This window comes from Janibacter corallicola NBRC 107790, from assembly GCF_001570965.1.
Lineage (GTDB): Bacteria > Actinomycetota > Actinomycetes > Actinomycetales > Dermatophilaceae > Janibacter > Janibacter corallicola.
Genome location: NZ_BCSR01000008.1, coordinates 66,891 through 85,587 on the forward strand (window position 1 = coordinate 66,891; position 18,697 = coordinate 85,587).

Sequence of the window (18,697 nt, forward strand, 5' to 3'; positions counted from 1 at the left end):
CTCGGTGGCAGGCTGGCCCTGTCATGACCGACGTCCTCGAGCACTTCTCCCCCGCCACCCGCGCGTGGTTCGAGGGGAGCTTCGCCGCGCCGACTCCGGCCCAGGACGGCGCGTGGCGGGCGATCGGCTCCGGCAGCCACGCGCTCGTCGTCGCCCCGACCGGGTCGGGCAAGACGCTCTCTGCCTTCCTCCACGCGCTGGACCGGCTCGCCTCCCGACCCAGGCCGGAGGACCCGCTCGCCCGCTGCCGGGTGCTCTACGTCTCCCCGCTGAAGGCCCTGGCCGTCGACGTCGAGCGCAACCTGCGCTCCCCGCTCGTCGGCATCGGCCACGCCGCGAACCGGCTCGGCCTGACCGCCCCCGAAGTCAGCGTGTCGGTGCGCTCGGGCGACACACCGGCCCGGGAGCGGCGGGCCTTCGCCAAGGCCCCGAGCGACGTGCTCATCACGACCCCCGAGTCGCTCTTCCTCATGCTCACCTCCGGCGCCCGCGAGGCGCTGCGCGGTGTCGAGACGGTCATCGTCGACGAGGTCCACGCCCTCGCCGGCACCAAGCGCGGGGCGCACCTGGCCCTCTCCCTCGAGCGGCTCGATCACCTCCTCCCCCGCCCCGCCCAGCGCGTCGGCCTCTCCGCCACCGTCCGCCCGGTCGAGGAGGTCGCCCGCTTCCTCGCCGGCGGACGACCGGTCGAGGTCGTCCAGCCCCCGTCCCCGAAGGAGTGGCACCTCGAGGTCGCCGTGCCCGTCGCCGACCTCACCGAGCTCGACGCCGGTGAGGAGGAACCGCGGGCCTCGATCTGGCCGCACGTCGAGGAGCGCGTGCTCGACCTGATCTCCCGGCACCGCACCACGCTCGTCTTCGTCAACTCCCGCCGGGTGGCCGAGCGCCTCACCGGGCGCCTCAACGAGCTCTGGCAAGAGCGCACCGCCCCACCGGACACGGACGCCCGGGGGGAGACGCCGACCCGCCCTCCCGCGGAGATCATGGCCCAGGCGGGCACCGACGCCGCCGCCCCCGCAGCCATCGCGCGAGCCCACCACGGATCGGTGAGCAAGGAGGCCCGCGAGGTGATCGAGGACGATCTGAAGTCCGGGCGACTGCCCTGCGTCGTCGCGACCTCCAGCCTCGAGCTCGGCATCGACATGGGCGCGATCGACCTCGTCGTCCAGATCGAGTCCCCGCCCTCGGTCGCCTCCGGCCTGCAACGCGTCGGCCGCTCCGGGCACCAGGTCGGTGCGGTCAGCTCCGGCGTCGTCCTGCCGAAGTTCCGCGGCGACCTCGTCCAGTCCGCCGTCGTCGTCGAACGCATGCGCTCCGGGGCCATCGAGGCCCTCCACGTACCGACGAACCCGCTCGACGTCCTCGCCCAGCAGGTCGTCGCGATGTGCGCCCTCGAGGACTGGTCGGTCGCCGACCTGGAGGCCCTGGCCCGGCGGGCGGCCCCCTTCGCCTCGCTCCCGGGCAGCCTGCTGCACGCCGTCCTGGACATGCTCGCCGGCCGCTACCCCTCCGAGGACTTCGCCGAGCTGCGCCCGCGCATCACGTGGGACCGTGGCCTCGACGTGGTCTCCGGTCGGCGCGGTGCCCAGCGGCTGGCCGTCACCAGCGGCGGCACCATCCCCGACCGCGGTCTCTACGGGGTCTTCCTCGCTGCCGGCGAGGGCCCCGGCCGGCGGGTCGGCGAGCTCGACGAGGAGATGGTCTACGAGAGCCGGGTCGGCGACGTCTTCACCCTCGGCACGAGCAGCTGGCGCATCGAGGACATCACCCACGACCGCGTCCTCGTCACCCCCGCGCCGGGGCAGCCGGGCAAGCTGCCCTTCTGGCACGGCGACCAGATCGGGCGGCCGGCCGAGCTGGGGCGGGCCGTGGGTGGCTTCGTGCGCGAGCTCTCCGCCCTCGACGCGAAGGGGGCGGGCGCCCGCCTCGCGCAGGCCGGCCTGGACCGGTGGGCCGCGGACAACCTGCTCTCCTACCTCGCCGACCAGCGGCAGGCCACCGGCCACCTGCCCGATGACCGCACGATCGTCCTGGAGCGCTTCCGCGACGAGATCGGCGACTGGCGGGTGGCGGTGCACTCCCCCTTCGGCGGTCAGGTGCACGCCCCCTGGGCACTGGCGATCTCGGCGCGGATGCGGGAGCGCTTCGGCATCGACGTGCAGGCCATGCACGGCGACGACGGGATCCTGCTGCGCCTGCCCGACCTCGAGCTGGACGAGGCCGGCTCCGGGCCCGGGGAGATCCTCGACCTCGTCACCCTCGACCCGGGCGAGGTCGAGCAGGTGGTCACGGAGGAGGTCGGCGGCTCTGCGCTCTTCGCGGCCCGCTTCCGGGAGTGCGCCGCGCGGGCGCTGCTGCTCCCCCGACGCCGGCCGGACCGACGCCAGCCGCTGTGGCAGCAGCGGCAGCGGGCCGCCGCGCTGCTGCAGGTCGCGAGCGGGCACGCTGACTTCCCGATCGTCCTGGAGACGGTGCGCGAGTGCCTGCAGGACGTCTTCGACGTCCCCGGGCTCACCGAGCTGATGCAGCAGGTCGCCTCACGGCGGATCACCCTCGTCGACGTCGAGAGCCCGCGGCCCTCCCCCTTCGCTGCGTCGTTGATGTTCGGTTACGTCGCGCAGTTCCTCTACGAGGGCGACTCACCGCTCGCCGAGCGCCGCGCCGCTGCACTGACCCTCGACCCGAGCCTGCTCGCCGACCTGCTCGGCCGGGGTGAGCAGCTGAGCCTCGCCGAGCTGCTCGACGTGGGCGCGGTGCGCGCCGCCGCCGCCGAGCTGCAGCACCTCACGACGAACCGTGCCGCCCGCGACGCCGAGGACCTCACCGACCTGCTCCGCGTCCTCGGACCGCTCGACGTCGACGAGCTGGCCGCGCGCGGCGTCGAGGCCCTCGACACCGCTGCGGTCGAGGCCGCGCTGCGGGGCCTCGAGACGGCCCGCCAGGTGATCCCCGTGCGCATCGCCGGCACGCAGCGCTGGGCGGTCGTGGAGGACGCCGCCCGGCTGCGCGACGCCCTCGGGGTGAACCTCCCGCCCGGGCTGCCCCCAAGCGTCCTCGAGCCGGTGGAGGACCCTCTCGGGGACCTCGTCCTCCGCTACGCCCGCACCCACGTCCCCTTCGCCGCGGCGGACCTGGCCGGCCGCTACGGCATCGGCCGGGCGGTCGCCGTCGATGCCCTGCGCCGGCTCGTGCAGTCCGGCGTCCTCGCCGAGGGCGACCTGCTGCCCGCCGAGTGCGACGGGCGCGGCGGGGAGTTCTGCGACGCCGGCGTGCTGCGGATGCTGCGCCGGCGCTCGCTCGCGGCGCTGCGTCACGAGGTCGAGCCGGTCGAGCCGGGCCGGTACGCGCGCTTCCTGCCGGACTGGCAGGGCGTCGGCAGCGACATGCGCGGCAGGGACGGCGTGCTGCGGGTCGTCGAGCAGCTGAGCGGGGTGCCGCTGCCCGCGAGCGCGCTCGAGACCCTCGTGCTCCCCGCACGCCTCGCCGAACCCTCCGCTCCCCTCCTCGACGACGTGATGGCCTCCGGCGAGGTCCGCTGGGCCGGTCACGGACGGGTGGCCGGCGATGACGCGTGGATCAGCCTCCACCTCAGCGACGGGGCGGAGACGACCCTCCCGGTGCCGGACACGGCCGACCTCGATCCGTGGGAGCGCGCCGTACGCGACGTCCTGGCCCAGGGCGGCGCCTACTTCTTCCGTGACCTGGCCGACCGGGTGGCCGCCACCCGGGACGAAGGGAGCGATGCACCCACCGACGAGCAGCTGCTCGAGGCGCTGTGGTCGCTCGTGGACCGCGGCATGGCGACCGGCGACACCCTGGCGCCGGTGCGCGGACGCCTCACCGGCGGGAGGACGACGCACCGCCCGGCGAGACGAGCCACCGCGCGCGGCCGTTACGGCGGACGTCCCCGGCTCGGACGTCCACCGACGGTGAACCGGTCGGGCCCGCCCCATGCCGCCGGCCGCTGGTCCCTGCTGCCGGCCGCCGAGACCGACCCGACGGTACGCATCCACGCGGCCGCCGAGGGTCTGCTCGACCGCTACGGCGTCGTCACCCGCGGCAGCGTCGTCGCCGAGGAGGTCGAAGGGGGCTTCGCCGCGATGCACCGCGTGCTCGGCCTGGCCGAGGAGTCCGGGCAGGTACGGCGCGGGTACTTCGTCGAAGGGCTCGGCGCCTCGCAGTTCGCGGTCCCGGGCGCCGTCGACCGGGTCCGGGCGGTGACGGAGGGGGCCGGCCCGATCGTCCTCGCCGCGACCGATCCGGCGAACCCCTGGGGTGCGGCGCTGCGCTGGCCGGAACGGGCGGGCAGCGGGCACCTGCCGGGCCGCAAGGCCGGCGCAGTCGTCGTGGCCGTCGACGGTGAGCTGGTCCTCTACCTCGAACGGGGCGGGCACACCCTGCTCTCCTGGAGCGAGGACGAGCGGCTGCTGGGCGAGGCGGCGTCCGCCCTCGCCGAAGCGGTCCGTGGCGGCGGGCTCGGGCAACTCACCGTGCAGCGGGCCGACGGCGCCCCCGTGCTCGGTGCCAGTGATCCGCTGACGACGGCGCTGACCACCGCCGGCTTCACGACGACGCCGCAGGGGCTGCGGCTGCGTCCGACGCCGAAGCGGTGAGTGGGGCGCGGCTCAGGCCGCGGAGACCACGTCGGTGCGGCGCCCGCCGACCGGGAGGGCCACCGGGGCGCTGGCCTGCTCGGCGAGCTCGACCCGCTCGGCGACCCGGGAGAGAACGGCCGACATCGGCACCTCGAGCGCCTCGCAGACGGCGGAGAGCAGCTCGGAGCTCGCCTCCTTCTCCCCCCGCTCGATCTCGCTGAGGTACCCGAGGGAGACCGAGGCCGTACCGGAGATGTCGCGCAGGGTGCGTCCCTGTGCGCGCCGGGCACCACGCAGCACGTCGCCGAGCTCCTCACGCAGCAGCACCAACGCCTCCACCTCCTTGACCATCAGCTGACCCCACCGTACCGCGAGGCTGCGACAACGGTCAGGTGACCTCGAGCGCCAGCTCCAGCGCGGCGGTGACGGCGCCGGAGCGGACGGCGCCTCGTCCCCCGGTCAACACCGCACAGCGCGCCGCTACTCCCGATGCGGTGGCGCAGGCCACCCACATGGTCCCGGCGGGGTGTCCCTCGGCAGGCCCCGGTCCGGCGACGCCGGTCGTCGCGAGGGCGACGTCGACGCCCAGGGCGCGCTGCGCCCCCTTCGCCATCTGCCGGGCCACCTCGGCGTCCACCGTGCCCACCTCGGCGATGAGCTCGGGGTCGACGCCGAGCAGCCGGCTCTTCAGATCGGGGACATAGGCCACGACCGAGCCCCGGAAGACCCGGGAGGCCCCCGGCACCTCGACGAGGGCGGCGGCGAGCATGCCGCCCGTGAGGGACTCGGCCGTCCCGAGGGTCCGGCTGCTCCCGGTGAGCCGCTCGAGCAGCTCGGCCGCGTCAGCCACGGCCCTCGCGGCGGTCCTGCTTGGTCCGCGCGCGCTCGCTCGTGCTGCGCAGGGTGAGCGCCTTCATCACGTAGTCCACTGCGGTCGCGATCGTCACGAGCAGCGCACCGATGAGGATCGCCCAGGCGATGCCGCGCCAGAGCAACTCCACGGGCAGGCTGGCCAGCGGCATGACGAAGAGCCCGATGGCGAGCGCCTGCAGGAAGGTCTTGATCTTCCCGCCGCGGCTGGCGGGCATGACCCCGTGCCGGATCACCCAGAAGCGCATCGCGGTGATGCCGATCTCGCGGGCGAGGATGACCACGGTGATCCACCAGGGGATCTGCCCGATCATCGAGAGGGTGATGAAGCCCGCCCCGGTGAGCGCCTTGTCGGCGATCGGGTCGGCCACCTTGCCGAAGGTCGTCACCAGGCCCTTGGCGCGGGCCAGGTCGCCGTCGATCCGGTCGGTGATGATCGCGATCGCGAAGACGAGGAAGGCCCACCAGCGGGAGGCCGTCTCGTCCCCGCCGTGGCGCAGCACGAGCCAGACGAAGACCGGCACGAGCAGGATCCGCAGCACCGTCAGGGCGTTGGGCACGTTCCAGGGGCTCGGCTCGGGCAGCTCGGCCGCGGCTGCCGGCGGTCGGGGTTCGGTGCTCACCGCGACACCTCCGCGACCAGGTCGATGCCCTCCGTACCCACGACGCGTGCCGTGACGAGCTCCCCGGCGCCCAGCCCCTCGGTCACGCCGGTGAGCAGGGTGAGCCCGTCGATGTCGGGGCCCTGGTGGGCCGAGCGGCCGGAGACCTCGCCGCTCTCGGCGTCGACCTCCTCGACGAGCACGACCACGGTCTGCCCGACCCGCTCCTCGGCGCGCTGGGCGGTCAGCTCCTCGACGAGCCGGGTGATGCGATCCACCCGTCGCGCGATCACGTCCGGGTCGACCTTGCCGTCCAGGCTCACGCCCTCGGTGCCGTCCTCGTCCGAGTAGCCGAAGACCCCGACGACGTCGAGGCGGGCCGCGGTGAGGAAGCGCTCCAGCTCGGCCACGTCCTCCTCCGTCTCGCCGGGGAAGCCGACGATGACGTTGGAGCGGATGCCGGCCTCCGGCTGTCGGGCACGCACCGAGTCGATGATCTGCAGGAAGGACTCCGTGGACCCGAAGCGACGCATCCGCCGCAGCAGCCCCTGCGAGGCGTGCTGGAAGGAGATGTCGTACCAGGGCACGACGCCCGGTGTCGTCGCGATCGCCTCGAGCAGGCCGGGACGGATCTCGGCCGGCTGGAGGTAGGAGACCCGCACCCGCTCGATGCCCTCGATCGCGGTGAGCTCCGGCAGCAGCCCCTGGAGCAGGTCGTGGTCCCCCAGGTCCTTGCCGTAGGAGGTCGTGTTCTCGCTGACGAGGAAGAGCTCCCGCACGCCCTGGGTGGCGAGCCACCGGGCCTCGGCGAGCACGTCGTGCGGGCGCCGCGAGACGAAGAGGCCCCGGAAGGTGGGGATGGCGCAGAAGGAGCAGCGCCGGTCGCAGCCGGAGGCGATCTTCAGCGGCGCCCACGGACGCGCGTCCAGGCGCACGCGGGGCAGGTCGCTGGCGCCGTGCCCGGGCAGGGCCACCTCGTCGGCGTGCTCGGCCCGTTCGACGGGGGCGATGGGCAGCAGCGTGCGCCGGTCGCCGGGCGTGTGCGCCTCGGGCGGGGCGCCGTCGAGGACGGCACGCAGGTGGCTGGACATCTCGGTGTAGGAGTCGAAGCCCAGGACCGCGTCCGCCTCGGGCAGCTCCTCCGCCAGCACCTTGCCGTAGCGCTCGGCGAGGCACCCGACGGCGACGACCTTCTGGGTGCGGCCGTGCTCGCGCAGGTCGTTCGCCTCGAGGATCGCGTCGATCGAGTCCTTCTTCGCGGCCTCGATGAAGCCGCAGGTGTTGACCACCGCGACGTCGGCGGCCGCGGCGTCGTCGACGAGATTCCAGCCCTCGGCGGCCAACCGGCCGGCCAGCTCCTCGGAGTCGACTTCGTTGCGGGTGCACCCCAAGGTGACCAGGGCGACGCTTCGGGCCACGGACATGCCCCTACTCTAAGCGGCCACCGGCTCAGTTCCTCGCACGCGTGACGGTGAGGGCGACGAGCCGGGAGATGACCATCGCGACGTAGAGGACACCGGTGAGCTGTTCCAGGATCACCGCGGCCCGCGCATGGGGCCGCACGGGCACGACGTCGGAGAGCCCGACGCCCGCCAGGTTGGCCGAGGAGAGGTAGACCAGCTCGAGGAAGGAGCGGTGCGGGTGGCCCGAGCCGTTGACGAAGGACCCCGGCGCGAGCGTCTGGATCGCGACGTAGAGGTAGGCGAAGGCGAAGAGCAGCACCGTCAGCGCCGCCGCCACCGCGAAGAACTCGTCCTTGGTCACCCAGGCGTCGGCGAAGACGTAGGAGATGAGCCCGTAGGCGATGTACAGGTAGAAGATCGCGAGCAGCAAGTGCGCGACGAAGGTCACCGCGGTGTTGTCCGCGTCGACGACCGACCAGACCTCGAGGAGGAAGGCCGGCATGCCGATGCACAGGGCCAGCCAGGTCAGGGCCGGGGTGGAGCGCACCGCCCAGATGCCGAAGGTCACGGCGGCGAAGGACATGCTCGTGATGAAGACCCGTCCCCAGGGCTCGTCCTCGACCCAGGGCAGCAGTGCGATGGCCAGCAGCTGGGTGAACATCAGGATCGCCGATGGCTGCTTGCGCACCACGGCGGTCCAGTAGCTCAGCCCGGTCGGCCGTGTGTCGAGCTCGTACCACGCCTTGCTCACGCGCCCAACTGTACGACCAGCCCGACCGGGCTGCGGAGCACCGCCCCTTCGGCACCTTAGAATCGCCGCGTGCTCGCTGGTCCACTGCTGCTGCCCCCGCTGCTGCTCGCCGTGCTCCTGGCCGTCAGCGGCGTGGCCAAGCTGCGCCGACGCAACGACGTGATCAGCGCCTTCCGGGAGCTGGGGATGCCCGCGTGGCTCACCGACTCCCCCGCCCCGCGGATGCTCCCGTGGGTCGAGCTGGTCCTCGCCGGCGCGCTTCTGGCCGCGCCGGCACCCCCTTCGCTCGGCGTCGCGACGCTCACCCTGCTGCTCTTCGTCGCCTACCTGGTCGTGATCCTGCGGGCGCTGCGCTTCGACCACCCGGTCACCTGCGGCTGCTTCGGCCGGCTCGGTACCGGCGAGGTCTCCCGGCGCACGGTGGCACGCAATGTGCTGCTGCTGGGGCTCGCGGGACTGACGATGTGGTCGGCCACGGAGAAGGAGGCCATCGTCGTCCGACTGCTGCAGGCCTCCGGCGCCGTGTGGGCCTGGCTGGCGCTCACCGCCGTCACCGCCGTGCTGGTCTGGCTCACCGTCGCGCCGGCGAAGGGAGGCCCCGTCCCCCGCTCCCCGGTGTCCCGGGACCAGGGGGCGGAGGAGTACGTGCCGACACCCATCCCGTACGCCTCGCTCGTGGACGCCTCCGGCACCACGCTGCCGCTGCGGGACCTGATCCGTGAGGGCGCGCACCTGCTCGTCTTCGTCTCCACGACCTGCGGCTCCTGCGCGGAAGCCATCGCGAGCATCCCCGAGTGGGACCGCCGGCTGGGCCCGGTGCGCGTCAGCGCCGCGACCTGGCGCCCGGTCGCGGACGTCCTCGAGGACCACCCCGACCTCAAGGGGCACCTGCTGCAGGACCCGAGCGCCACGACGGCCCGGATCTTCGGGATCGGTACGCCCGGTGCCGTCCTCCTCGGGGGTGACGGGATGCTGGCCGGCGGTCCGGTCCACGGCGGTGTCGCCGTGCGGGACTTCGTCGCGGACGTGCGGGCCGAGCTCGTCGACGCCGCGCTCGTCGAGGAGGACTCAGCGCCGGTCGGTGAGTGACCAGGCGTCCTCGTCGTCCTCCTCGGTCCACTCCTCCGCCGGCGGCTCGGTCCCGATCGGGTCCCGGGCGTACCGGTCCCCGGCCCCCGGCCGGTCCTGCACCTCGGCACCGTCGATGGTCTCGACCTCCTCGGGCGTGTCCGGCGAGTAGGCCTCGGGTTCCTCCCCCGGTCCCGGCGCCGGCGGGTCCTCGCCCTTCAGCAGCGCCAGGGTCGTGGGGAGCTCGTCCGGGGTGACGAGGACGTCGCGTGCCTTGGAGCCCTCGGAGGGTCCGACGATGCCCCGGGACTCGAGCAGGTCCATCAGCCGGCCCGCCTTCGCGAAGCCGACGCGCAGCTTGCGCTGCAGCATCGAGGTCGACCCGAACTGGGTGTTGACGACCAGCTCGGTCGCCTGCAGCAGCACGTCGAGGTCGTCGCCGATGTCCTCGTCGATCTGCTTCTTCGGGGTGTCGGGGATGACGTCCTCGCGGTAGTGCGGCGTCAGCTGGCCGGTCACGTGGCCGACGACGTCATGGATCTCGCTCTCGGTGACCCAGGCCCCCTGCACGCGCATCGGCTTGCTCTTGCCCATCGGCAGGAAGAGCGCGTCACCCTGGCCGAGCAGCTTCTCGGCGCCGGGCTGGTCCAGCACGACCCGGGAGTCCGCCAGCGAGGAGGTGGCGAAGGCCATCCGCGAGGGGACATTCGCCTTGATCAGACCGGTGACGACGTCCACCGACGGACGCTGGGTCGCCAGGACCAGGTGGATGCCCGCGGCGCGCGCCAGCTGGGTGATCCGCACGATGGAGTCCTCGACGTCGCGCGGGGCGACCATCATCAGGTCGGCGAGCTCGTCGACGATCACGAGGAGGTACGGGTAGGGCTGCAGCACCCGCTCGCTGCCCGGGATCGGCTCGACCTTGCCGGACCGGACCGCCTTGTTGAAGTCGTCCAGGTGCTTGTAGCCGTACGTCGCCAGGTCGTCGTAGCGCATGTCCATCTCGCGCACGACCCACTGCAGCGCCTCGGCCGCCTTCTTGGCATTGGTGATGATCGGGGTGATCAGGTGCGGGATGCCCTCGTAGGCGGTCAGCTCCACGCGCTTGGGGTCGATGAGCACCATGCGCACCTCGTCCGGGGTGGCGCGCATCATGATCGAGGTGATCATCGAGTTCACGAACGAGGACTTGCCGGAGCCGGTCGCACCGGCGACGAGGATGTGCGGCATCTTCGCGAGGTTGGCGATGACGAAGCCGCCCTCGACGTCCTTGCCGACTCCCATGACCATCGGGTGCTGGTTGTTGCGGGCGACGTCGCTGCGCAGCACGTCACCGAGGCAGACCATCTCCTTGTCGGTGTTCGGGATCTCGATGCCGATGGCCGACTTCCCGGGGATGGGGCTGAGGATGCGCACGTCCGCCGAGGCGACGGCATAGGCGATGTTCTTGGACAGCGCGGTGACCCGCTCGACCTTGACGCCCGGACCGAGCTCGACGACGTAGCGGGTCACGGTCGGCCCGCGGTGGAAGCCGGTGACCTGGGCGTCGATCCCGAACTCGTCGAGGGTGCTCGTCAGCGCCTCGACGACGCGGTCGTTGGCGGCCGAGCGCTCCTTGTGCGGGGCACCCGGCGTGAGCAGCCCGCTCTCGGGCAGGGTGTAGGTGACGTCCCCGGCCAGCGCCAGCTGTTCGACGCGCTGGGGCAGCTGCGCGGTCGGCGGCGCGGGCAGCTCCGTCGTGCCGGCCTGGACCGGCGCGACGGGCGCGTTCTTCGTCGGGCGCTTCTCCCCCGGTCGTGGGCCCTCGGTCTGTGGGGTCTCGGTGGTCGCCTCGCTCGCGGGAGCAGACTTCTTCTTCTTGCGGCCCTTGGGGTCATCGGCCGGCTCGATCACGGCGGCCTGGTCGTACGCGGTGTCCCCGTCGCGCTGGCCCGAGAGATCCGACTCCTCGGGACGCTTGCGCCGGCGGGCGCGGCCGACGGCGGCCTTCGGCGCGTCGGAGCCCCGGGCGCCGGAGAGGTCGGCGGGCGGCACGCCGGTGAAGGCCGCACGGATGTAGGCCAGGCGCTGTGGCACCTCGTGCAGCGGGGTCCCGGTGACGAGCAGCAGGCTGAAGAGGCCGAGGAGCACGAGCAGGATCATGGCCGGCCACTCGGTCACCGCGGTCGCGAGCGGGTCCGAGGCGAGGAAGCCGACGATGCCGCCACCGTCACGCATGCCCACCGCGCCGTCGGGGGGCTGCGGGATGCCCTTGGCCAGGTGCGTCAGGCCGCTCGCGGCGAAGAGCAGCATCACGGTCCCGAAGCCGATGCGCGCCGACTCCGCCTCGTCACCGGGCGAGCGCAGCAGCCGGATGCCCAGCAGGAGCAGGACGACCGGCAGGGCATAGGCCACGCGGCCGAAGGTCCCGGCGAAGATCGCGTGCACGATGTCCCCGACGACGCCCTCCAGGCCCCACCACTCCCGCACGGCGACGACGAGCGCGAGCGCCAGGGCGAGGAAGCCCAGCCCGTCGCGACGGTGCTCGGGCTCGATCTGGCTGGCCCCGTGGCCCATCCGGCGCACGCCCTCGCCGGTCGCGTGGGCGACGCCCATCCACGTGCGGCCGATGGCGACCAACGGCATCGGCAGCCCACCGCTCGAGGGCTGCTGCTTCTTCCGGGTGGAGGTGCTCCCCTTCGCACGGGAGCTGCGGCCCGCGGGACGGCTGCCCTTGGGCCTCGTGGAGGCTCCCTTTCGGCTGCGGGAGGTGGTTGACGCACGCGTGGCCATGATGCTCAGAGTAGGTGAAAGCACCTCCTGACACACGCGTCACACGCGCATCAGCGCCTGCTGGGACAGCCCGGACCAGACCACCAGCGGGTGATCCCCAGGACGGGCCGCGGTCGCGAGCGCGGGGCGCCCACCCCCGATAGCCTCCCTCGGGTGCAGCTGATCTTCCTCGCGGCCCTCCTGCTCGGCGTCGCGCTCGCCCTCTCCTGGTGGCTGCGCACCGGCCGGTACCGCCGCCCGGAGGAGACCGGCCCGCTCCCTCGCCACGTCTGGGTGGTGCCGGCCATCCCCGTCGTCGGGGTCCTCGTCGCGCTCGCCCTCGAGGACCGGCCCTGGCCGGTCGTGCCGCCCTACCTCCTCCTCGTCCCGGCCGCTGCTGCCCTCGCCGCCGTCGACGCCGACGTCCGCCGGCTGCCCAACGCGCTGACCGTGCCCCTCGTCCCCGTCGAGCTGGTGCTGCTCGCGCTCGCGAGCTGGGCCACCGGGGACGCGGTGGCCCTGCGACGCGCGCTCGTGGCGACGGTGTTCGTCGGCGGGGGCTTCGTGCTCGTGGCCCTGCTCCTGCACGGCCGTTCGATCGGCATGGGCGATGCCAAGCTCATGCTCTCCCTCGCCCCGGCCCTGGCCTGGTTGGGCTGGGGTCAGCTGGTCGTCGGGATCTGGCTCGGCTTCGTCCTCGGTGGCCTGGCGGCCCTCGGGCTGTTGGTGACCCGCCGGGCGACCGGTTCGACCCACCTCGCCTTCGGCCCGTGGCTGGTCGGGGGCGCGCTGCTGGCGATCTCCCTGGCCTAGGACGAAGGGGCCTCCTCAGGCCTCGACGACCACCGGGATGATCATCGGGCGACGACGGATCTTGCCACCGACCCAGCCGCCGACCGCGCGCCGCACGACCTGCTGGAGCTGGTGGGTGTCCGTGGTCCCCTTGCGGGCCGCCTCCTCGAGGGCGGTGACGATCTTCGGCTCGACCTGGGAGAAGATCTCGTCGTCCTCGGCGAAGCCGCGTGCGGTGATCTGCGGCCCGGCGATGATCTTCCCGGTCGAGGAGTCGACGACGACCATGACGGAGATGAAGCCCTCGTCCCGCAGGATCCGGCGGTCCTTGAGCAGGTCCTCGTCGGCCTCGCCGACGCTCGAGCCGTCGACGTAGACGTACCCGCACGGCACCGCGCCGGCGATCCGCGCCCGGCCGTCGATGAGGTCGACGACGACGCCGTCCTCGGCGAGCACGACCCGGTCGGGGTCGACACCGGTGGCGATGGCCAGCTCGCCGTTGGCGACGAGATGACGCCACTCCCCGTGGACCGGCATGACGTTGCGGGGCCGGACGATGTTGTAGCAGTACAGGAGTTCCCCGGCGCTGGCATGGCCGGAGACGTGGACCTTGGCGTTGCCCTTGTGCACGACGTCGGCGCCGAGTCGCATCAGGCCGTTGATGACGCGGTAGACGGCGTTCTCGTTGCCGGGGATCAGGCTCGAGGCGAGCAGCACGGTGTCGCCCTCGCCGACGTCGATGCGGTGGTCCCGGTTGGCCATCCGCGACAGTGCGGCCATCGGCTCGCCCTGGCTGCCGGTGCACACGAGGACGACCTCGTCGTCGGGCAGCTTGTCCAGCTTCTTGACGTCGACGAGCACACCGTCGGGCACGTGCAGGTACCCCAGGTCGGAGGCGATGCCCATGTTGCGCACCATCGAACGGCCGACCATGGCGACCTTGCGCCCATCGCGCTCCGCGGCATCGAGGACCTGCTGGACGCGGTGGACGTGGGAGGAGAAGCAGGCGACGATGATCCGCCGGCTGGCCTTGCGGAAGACGTCGTCGATGGCCGCGGACAGCTCGCGCTCGGGAGTGGTGAACCCCGGGACCTCGGAATTCGTGGAGTCGGTGAGGAAGAGGTCCACGCCCTCCTCCCCCGCCCGGGCGAAGGCGCGCAGGTCCGTCAGCCGCTTGTCCAGCGGCAGCTGGTCCATCTTGAAATCACCGGTGTGCAGCAACGTCCCGCCGGGAGTGCGCACGAAGACGGCGAGCGCGTCCGGGATCGAGTGGTTGACGGCGATGAACTCGCAGTCGAAGACGCCGAGCCGCTCACGGCCGCCCTCCGTCACCCCGAGGGTGAAGGGCTTGATCCGGTGCTCCTTGAGCTTGGCCTCCACGAGGGCGAGGGTCAGCATCGACCCGACGAGCGGGATGTCGCGCTTGTGGCGCAGCAGGTAGGGCACCGCGCCGATGTGGTCCTCGTGACCGTGGGTGAGCACGATCGCCTGGATGTCGTCGATCCGCTCGAGGATGGTCTCGAAGTCCGGCAGGATCAGGTCGACACCGGGCTGGTGGTCCTCCGGGAAGAGCACGCCGCAGTCGACGATGAGCAGCTGCCCGTCGTGCTCGATGACCGTCATGTTCCGGCCGACCTCGCCGAGGCCGCCGAGCGGGGTGACGCGCACGCCCCCCTTCGCCAGCGGCGGGGGCAGCGGGAGCTCGGGGTGCGGGTGGCTCATGCGCGACCTCCGATGCCGGACGCGGCCATGCCCTTGCGCAGGATCTCGAGGTGCTCGCCCGGCCCCTCGGTGTACGGCAGGCGCACGGTCGGGTACTTGATGATGCCGAGCTCGACGAGGGCGGCCTTGGCCATGATCGCACCCTGCGACGTCCCCATGATCGCGTTGGTGACGGGGATGAGGCGGTGGTGGATCTCGCGGGCACGCGGCAGGTCGCCGGCCTCGACGGCCGCCACGAGCTCGGCGTTCTCCCGCCCGGTCACGTGGCCGACGACGGAGACGATGCCGTGGGCTCCCTGGGCCAGGTGCGCCAGGTTCGCCTCGTCGGCCCCGCTGTACCAGAGCAGGTCGGTCGCGGCCATCACCTGGGAGGAGGCCCACAGGTCACCCTTGGCGTCCTTGACCGCGACGATGCGGGGGTGCTCCGCGAGCGCCAGCAGGGTCTCCACGGCGAAGGGGGTCGCCGTACGCCCCGGGATGTCGTAGAGCATGATCGGCAGCCGCGCGGCGTCCGCCAGCGCCCGGGTGTGGGCGAGCAGGCCGGCCTGCGGCGGCTTGTTGTAGTAGGGCGAGACCACGAGCAGGCCATCGGCGCCGGCGTCGGTCGCCCGGTCGGCCATCTCCTTGGCGTGCGCGTGGTTGTTCGACCCGACACCCGCGGTGACCTTGAGCCGGCCACCCGCCGTCTCCTTGACCCGGCGCACGACGTCGATGCTCTCCGCGGCGGAGAGCGTCGGCGACTCGCCGGTGGTGCCGTTGACCACGACGCCGTCGTGACCGGTCGCGACGAGGTGCTCGACGACGGCGTCGACACCCGCCCTGTCCACCGCGCCGTCGGGGGTCATCGGCGTCACCATCGCAGTGATCACCTTGCCGAAGGGGGAAGTCGTCATGTGGTCAGCGTAGCCGTCGGACCCGGCGTCTATCGTGGCGCCATGCGCCAGTACCTCGACCTCCTCCGGCACGTGCGGGACGACGGCGTCCGGAAGGGCGACCGCACCGGCACCGGCACCCTGAGCATCTTCGGTCACCAGATGCGTTTCGAGCTCTCCGAGGGCTTCCCGGTGCTCACGACGAAGAAGCTGCACCTGCGCTCGATCACCGGCGAGCTGCTGTGGTTCCTGCGTGGCGAGACCAACGTGCGCTGGTTGCAGGAGCGGGGCATCTCCATCTGGAACGAGTGGGCCGACGAGAACGGCGACCTCGGCCCGGTGTACGGCCACCAGTGGCGCTCCTGGCCCGACCCGGACGGCGGCACGATCGACCAGATCACCGGGGTGATCGACTCGCTGCGGAGCAACCCCGACAGCCGCCGCCACATCGTCTCCGCCTGGAACGTCGCCGAGGTCGGCGACATGGCCCTACCGCCGTGCCACACGATGTTCCAGTTCTACGTCACCCCTGCCGGCGACGGGGGACGTCCCCGCCTCTCCTGCCAGCTGTACCAGCGCAGCGGCGACGTCTTCCTCGGCGTGCCCTTCAACATCGCCTCCTACGCGCTGCTGACGATGCTCGTGGCCCAGCAGGTGGACATGGAGCCCGGCGAGTTCGTGCACACCCTCGGGGACGCCCACCTCTACCTGAACCACCTCGAGCAGGCCGACCTGCAGCTGACCCGGGAGCCGGGCCCGCTGCCACGGATGGAGATCCGGCCCCGGGAGTCGATCGATGCCTACGAGCTGGAGGACTTCACGCTGCTCGGCTACGAGGCGGCGCCCAGCATCAAGGCGCCGATCGCCGTATGAGCGAGCTGCCCCGACCGCTCCCCGACGACCTGCGCGGCCGCATCCCCCTCCTGGGCGCCGTGTACGCGGTGATGACCCGCGAGGCTCCCGACGGCCCCGAGGTGCTCCTGCAGCTGCGCCGCGACACCGGCTTCATGGACGGCTGGTGGGGCTGCGGCGCCGCGGGCCACATCGAGGACGCCCAGTCCCCGAGCACGTCACTGGCCCGTGAGGTGAGCGAGGAGCTCGGCGTCGCGGTCACCGAGGCCCGCCCCCTCACGACCCTGCAGCGCAGCACCGTGGCGGGCCCCCGCGAGCAGCGGGCGGACTTCTTCTTCCACGTCACCGGTTGGCGGGGCGAGCCGAGCATCCGGGAGCCGGACAAGGCCGCCGACCTGCGCTGGTGGCCCCTGGGCGACCTCCCCGACCAGGTGGTCCCCCACGAGCGGGTGGTCCTCGAGGGCTTCGCGAAGGGGGAGCTGCCCCCCTTCGTCGAGCGCGGGCACACCCAGCGCCTCGTCCTCGTCGCCGCCCTCGGCGCGAACCGCGCCATCGGGGTCGACGGTGGCATGCCCTGGCACCTCCCCGAGGACCTGGCCCACTTCAAGTCACTGACGATGGGCGGCGTGCTCGTCATGGGCCGCCGGACGTGGGACTCCATCGGCCGGGCACTGCCGGGGCGCACGACGATCGTGCTGACCTCCGACAGGGAGTGGTCCGCGAAGGGGGCCCTGGTCGTCCACTCCCTCGCGGAGGCCCTCGCCGCCGCCGGGGACGGCGAGGTCTTCGTCGCCGGTGGCGGCGAGATCTACCGGCAGACGATCGACCTCGCGGCCCGTCTGGAGCTGACCGAGATCAAGGCCTCCCCCGAGGCCGAGGTCCACTTCCCACGCGTGGACCCGCAGGTCTGGCGCGAGGTCGGGCGCCGGGACCGGGAGGACTTCTCCTTCGTCACCTATGAACGCACCGGGTCACCATCACCTGACATGAACCGCTGAGGTTCATATCTGGCCGAATGAAGGTATGTTGTTCACATGAGCGCCACCGTGGCCACCCTCATCGGCGACGTCGTCGCCTCCCGCACGGCGCCTGACCGCAAGGGCCTGCACACGGGGCTCGTCGCCGCGCTGGAACGGGCCAACGAGGCAACCGGACCCGTCCAGCCGCTGCGGGTCACGGTCGGCGACGAGTTCCAGGGGGCCTGGCAGGGCCGGGGGGAGGCGATCCACGCCGCGCTGCTGGTCCGGCTGTCCCTGCTACCCGAGGTCGAGACCCGCTACGGCCTCGGGCACGGCGAGGTGAGCGCGCTCTCCGCGGACGGGTCGGTGCAGGACGGCCCCGGATGGTGGCTGGCACGTGAGGCGATCACGACCGCGAAGGCCGAGGAGGGCACCGGCCCGGACGCCCCGGTCGTGCGTACCCGGTGGCGGGAGGAGGCCCCCTCCGGCGCCGCGCTGGATTCGGCCCTGCGCCACCGCGACCTGCTGCTCGGCGCCCTCGACGAGCGCTCGCTGCGTCTCCTGCTCGGGCTGCTCGAGGGCCGCACCCAGCGCTCCCTGGCCGAGGACGAGGGCATCAGCCCGACGGCTGTCTCGCGGCGGGTGCGTCACCACGCCCTCGACCAGATCACCACGATCGCCCGCGACCTGAGGGCCCTGGCATGAGCGTCCTCGCCGCGCTGCTCGTCGCGGTGGGCGCCGCCGACCTCTCCCGGAGCATGCTCACCCGGGCCCGCGTTCCACCGCGCCGCACCGCCCTGCGGGCGGTGGTCGCCGGGCTGACGGCACTCGTCGCGGTCTCGGCGCTCGCCGGGCTCTTCACCCCTGCCGGGGCCGGGCTCGTGGCCCTGGCCGCAGTCGGCACGGCGGCCTGGGTCCTGGTCTCCGAGGCCTCCTTCTCCTCCCCCCGTGGTCACGTACCCGCGCTGCTCGTCCTCGGGGCCTCGCTCGCCCTCCAGCTGCTGCTCTCCGGGTGGGCCCCCACCGCCGGCGGGCCGCTCGGCACCTGGCTCGGGTGGGCCGAGCTGCCGTGGTCCGCGGACGCGGAGCGCGCCCTGCTCCTCACCGGGCTCGCCCTCGTCCAGCTGGCCACCGGCAACGTCGTCGTGCGCCTCGTGCTCCTGGCCACGGGCGCGATGGCCGCGGCGCCGAACCTCGACCGACCCTCGGAGGAGCTGAAGGGCGGGCGGCTCCTCGGGCCGCTGGAGCGTCTCTTCATCCTCGGTCTCGGGCTCGCGGGTCAGGTGACCGCCGCGGGCCTGGTCATCGCCGCCAAGGGGCTCATCCGGTGGCCGGAGCTGTCCGCCTACTCCCGCGAGGAGGAGTCGCACATCGACAAGGTCACCGAGTACTTCCTCGTCGGGAGCTTCGTCAGCTGGCTGGTCGCGCTCGCCGGCCTGGCACTGGCCGCAGCCTGACGG

The 18,697-nt window shown here is 72.9% G+C and carries 15 protein-coding genes; 7 read left to right on the forward strand and 8 right to left on the reverse strand.

Annotation, left to right across the window (positions count from 1 at the left end):
- The first annotated feature begins 23 nt into the window (after nt 1-23).
- Nucleotides 24-4,613 carry an ATP-dependent helicase gene (locus JCO01S_RS05410; RefSeq protein ID WP_068251905.1) on the forward strand — a complete coding sequence of 1,530 codons (4,590 nt, stop codon included), beginning with the start codon at nt 24-26 and terminating at the stop codon, nt 4,611-4,613.
- A 12-nt stretch (nt 4,614-4,625) separates the two neighbouring features.
- Here JCO01S_RS05410 and JCO01S_RS05415 read toward each other — a convergent pair whose 3' ends face one another.
- The 5 genes from JCO01S_RS05415 to JCO01S_RS05435 are packed head-to-tail and all read right to left on the reverse strand — an operon-like array spanning nt 4,626 to nt 8,221.
- Nucleotides 4,626-4,946 carry a helix-turn-helix domain-containing protein gene (locus tag JCO01S_RS05415; protein WP_068251909.1) on the reverse strand — a complete coding sequence of 107 codons (321 nt, stop codon included), beginning with the start codon at nt 4,944-4,946 and terminating at the stop codon, nt 4,626-4,628.
- Nucleotides 4,947-4,983: 37 nt separating this feature from the next.
- Complete coding sequence (locus tag JCO01S_RS05420; protein WP_068251912.1) at nt 4,984-5,445, reverse strand: CinA family protein; 462 nt, start codon at nt 5,443-5,445, stop codon at nt 4,984-4,986.
- A complete protein-coding gene (pgsA, locus tag JCO01S_RS05425) occupies nt 5,438-6,088 on the reverse strand; it encodes a CDP-diacylglycerol--glycerol-3-phosphate 3-phosphatidyltransferase (protein WP_068251917.1) in 651 nt (216 codons plus the stop codon). Before pgsA ends, JCO01S_RS05420 begins: the two co-directional genes overlap by 8 nt.
- Nucleotides 6,085-7,491, reverse strand: a complete 1,407-nt coding sequence (gene rimO, locus JCO01S_RS05430; protein WP_068251923.1) for a 30S ribosomal protein S12 methylthiotransferase RimO — start codon at nt 7,489-7,491, stop codon at nt 6,085-6,087. The genes pgsA and rimO overlap by 4 nt, the downstream gene beginning before the upstream one ends.
- 25 nt (nt 7,492-7,516) lie before the next feature.
- Nucleotides 7,517-8,221 carry an ion channel gene (locus JCO01S_RS05435; RefSeq protein WP_068251927.1) on the reverse strand — a complete coding sequence of 235 codons (705 nt, stop codon included), beginning with the start codon at nt 8,219-8,221 and terminating at the stop codon, nt 7,517-7,519.
- Nucleotides 8,222-8,290: 69 nt separating this feature from the next.
- On the opposite strand from JCO01S_RS05435, the gene JCO01S_RS05440 reads away from it, so the two are divergent.
- Nucleotides 8,291-9,310 (forward strand): TlpA family protein disulfide reductase, encoded by a 1,020-nt coding sequence (locus tag JCO01S_RS05440; RefSeq protein WP_068251929.1) that lies wholly within the window; start codon nt 8,291-8,293, stop codon nt 9,308-9,310.
- Here JCO01S_RS05440 and JCO01S_RS05445 read toward each other — a convergent pair.
- The gene (locus JCO01S_RS05445; RefSeq protein WP_068251931.1) at nt 9,290-12,061 is read right to left on the reverse strand and encodes a DNA translocase FtsK; all 2,772 of its coding nucleotides are present in this window, start codon (nt 12,059-12,061) and stop codon (nt 9,290-9,292) included. The genes JCO01S_RS05440 and JCO01S_RS05445 overlap by 21 nt on opposite strands.
- Nucleotides 12,062-12,214: 153 nt before the next feature.
- Between JCO01S_RS05445 and JCO01S_RS05450 the strand changes: the two genes are divergently transcribed.
- The gene (locus tag JCO01S_RS05450) at nt 12,215-12,853 is read left to right on the forward strand and encodes a prepilin peptidase (RefSeq protein WP_068251936.1); all 639 of its coding nucleotides are present in this window, start codon (nt 12,215-12,217) and stop codon (nt 12,851-12,853) included.
- Between the two features lie 15 nt (nt 12,854-12,868).
- Here JCO01S_RS05450 and JCO01S_RS05455 read toward each other — a convergent pair whose 3' ends face one another.
- Together JCO01S_RS05455 and dapA are read right to left on the reverse strand one after the other, a co-directional pair.
- Nucleotides 12,869-14,554, reverse strand: coding sequence for a ribonuclease J (locus JCO01S_RS05455; protein WP_068251939.1), 1,686 nt, complete (start codon nt 14,552-14,554; stop codon nt 12,869-12,871).
- Nucleotides 14,551-15,447 (reverse strand): 4-hydroxy-tetrahydrodipicolinate synthase, encoded by an 897-nt coding sequence (gene dapA, locus JCO01S_RS05460; protein ID WP_068251941.1) that lies wholly within the window; start codon nt 15,445-15,447, stop codon nt 14,551-14,553. The genes JCO01S_RS05455 and dapA overlap by 4 nt, the downstream gene beginning before the upstream one ends.
- A 42-nt stretch (nt 15,448-15,489) precedes the next feature.
- Here dapA and JCO01S_RS05465 point away from each other — a divergent pair, with 42 nt between their 5' ends.
- From JCO01S_RS05465 to JCO01S_RS05480, 4 genes are read left to right on the forward strand one after another with little or no spacing between them, the layout of a single operon-like run.
- A complete protein-coding gene (locus tag JCO01S_RS05465; protein ID WP_068251945.1) occupies nt 15,490-16,299 on the forward strand; it encodes a thymidylate synthase in 810 nt (269 codons plus the stop codon).
- Entirely contained in the window at nt 16,296-17,276 is a 981-nt protein-coding gene (locus JCO01S_RS05470; RefSeq protein WP_068251949.1) for a dihydrofolate reductase, read from the forward strand. Before JCO01S_RS05465 ends, JCO01S_RS05470 begins: the two co-directional genes overlap by 4 nt.
- A 36-nt stretch (nt 17,277-17,312) precedes the next feature.
- Nucleotides 17,313-17,942 (forward strand): SatD family protein, encoded by a 630-nt coding sequence (locus tag JCO01S_RS05475; RefSeq protein ID WP_068251952.1) that lies wholly within the window; start codon nt 17,313-17,315, stop codon nt 17,940-17,942.
- Entirely contained in the window at nt 17,939-18,694 is a 756-nt protein-coding gene (locus tag JCO01S_RS05480; protein WP_068251955.1) for a hypothetical protein, read from the forward strand. The genes JCO01S_RS05475 and JCO01S_RS05480 overlap by 4 nt, the downstream gene beginning before the upstream one ends.
- The last annotated feature ends 3 nt before the right edge of the window (nt 18,695-18,697 follow it).

What these genes read in the sequence shown, in the direction of transcription:
- JCO01S_RS05465 (WP_068251945.1), top strand. Translation starts at nt 15,490, where the DNA reads ATGCGCCAGTACCTCGACCTCCTCCGGCACGTGCGGGACGACGGCGTC.
- JCO01S_RS05480 (WP_068251955.1), top strand. Translation starts at nt 17,939, where the DNA reads ATGAGCGTCCTCGCCGCGCTGCTCGTCGCGGTGGGCGCCGCCGACCTC.
- JCO01S_RS05445 (WP_068251931.1), bottom strand. Translation starts at nt 12,061, where the DNA reads ATGGCCACGCGTGCGTCAACCACCTCCCGCAGCCGAAAGGGAGCCTCC.
- rimO (WP_068251923.1), bottom strand. Translation starts at nt 7,491, where the DNA reads ATGTCCGTGGCCCGAAGCGTCGCCCTGGTCACCTTGGGGTGCACCCGC.
- dapA (WP_068251941.1), bottom strand. Translation starts at nt 15,447, where the DNA reads ATGACGACTTCCCCCTTCGGCAAGGTGATCACTGCGATGGTGACGCCG.
- JCO01S_RS05455 (WP_068251939.1), bottom strand. Translation starts at nt 14,554, where the DNA reads ATGAGCCACCCGCACCCCGAGCTCCCGCTGCCCCCGCCGCTGGCGAAG.
- JCO01S_RS05475 (WP_068251952.1), top strand. Translation starts at nt 17,313, where the DNA reads ATGAGCGCCACCGTGGCCACCCTCATCGGCGACGTCGTCGCCTCCCGC.
- JCO01S_RS05410 (WP_068251905.1), top strand. Translation starts at nt 24, where the DNA reads ATGACCGACGTCCTCGAGCACTTCTCCCCCGCCACCCGCGCGTGGTTC.
- JCO01S_RS05470 (WP_068251949.1), top strand. Translation starts at nt 16,296, where the DNA reads ATGAGCGAGCTGCCCCGACCGCTCCCCGACGACCTGCGCGGCCGCATC.
- JCO01S_RS05415 (WP_068251909.1), bottom strand. Translation starts at nt 4,946, where the DNA reads ATGGTCAAGGAGGTGGAGGCGTTGGTGCTGCTGCGTGAGGAGCTCGGC.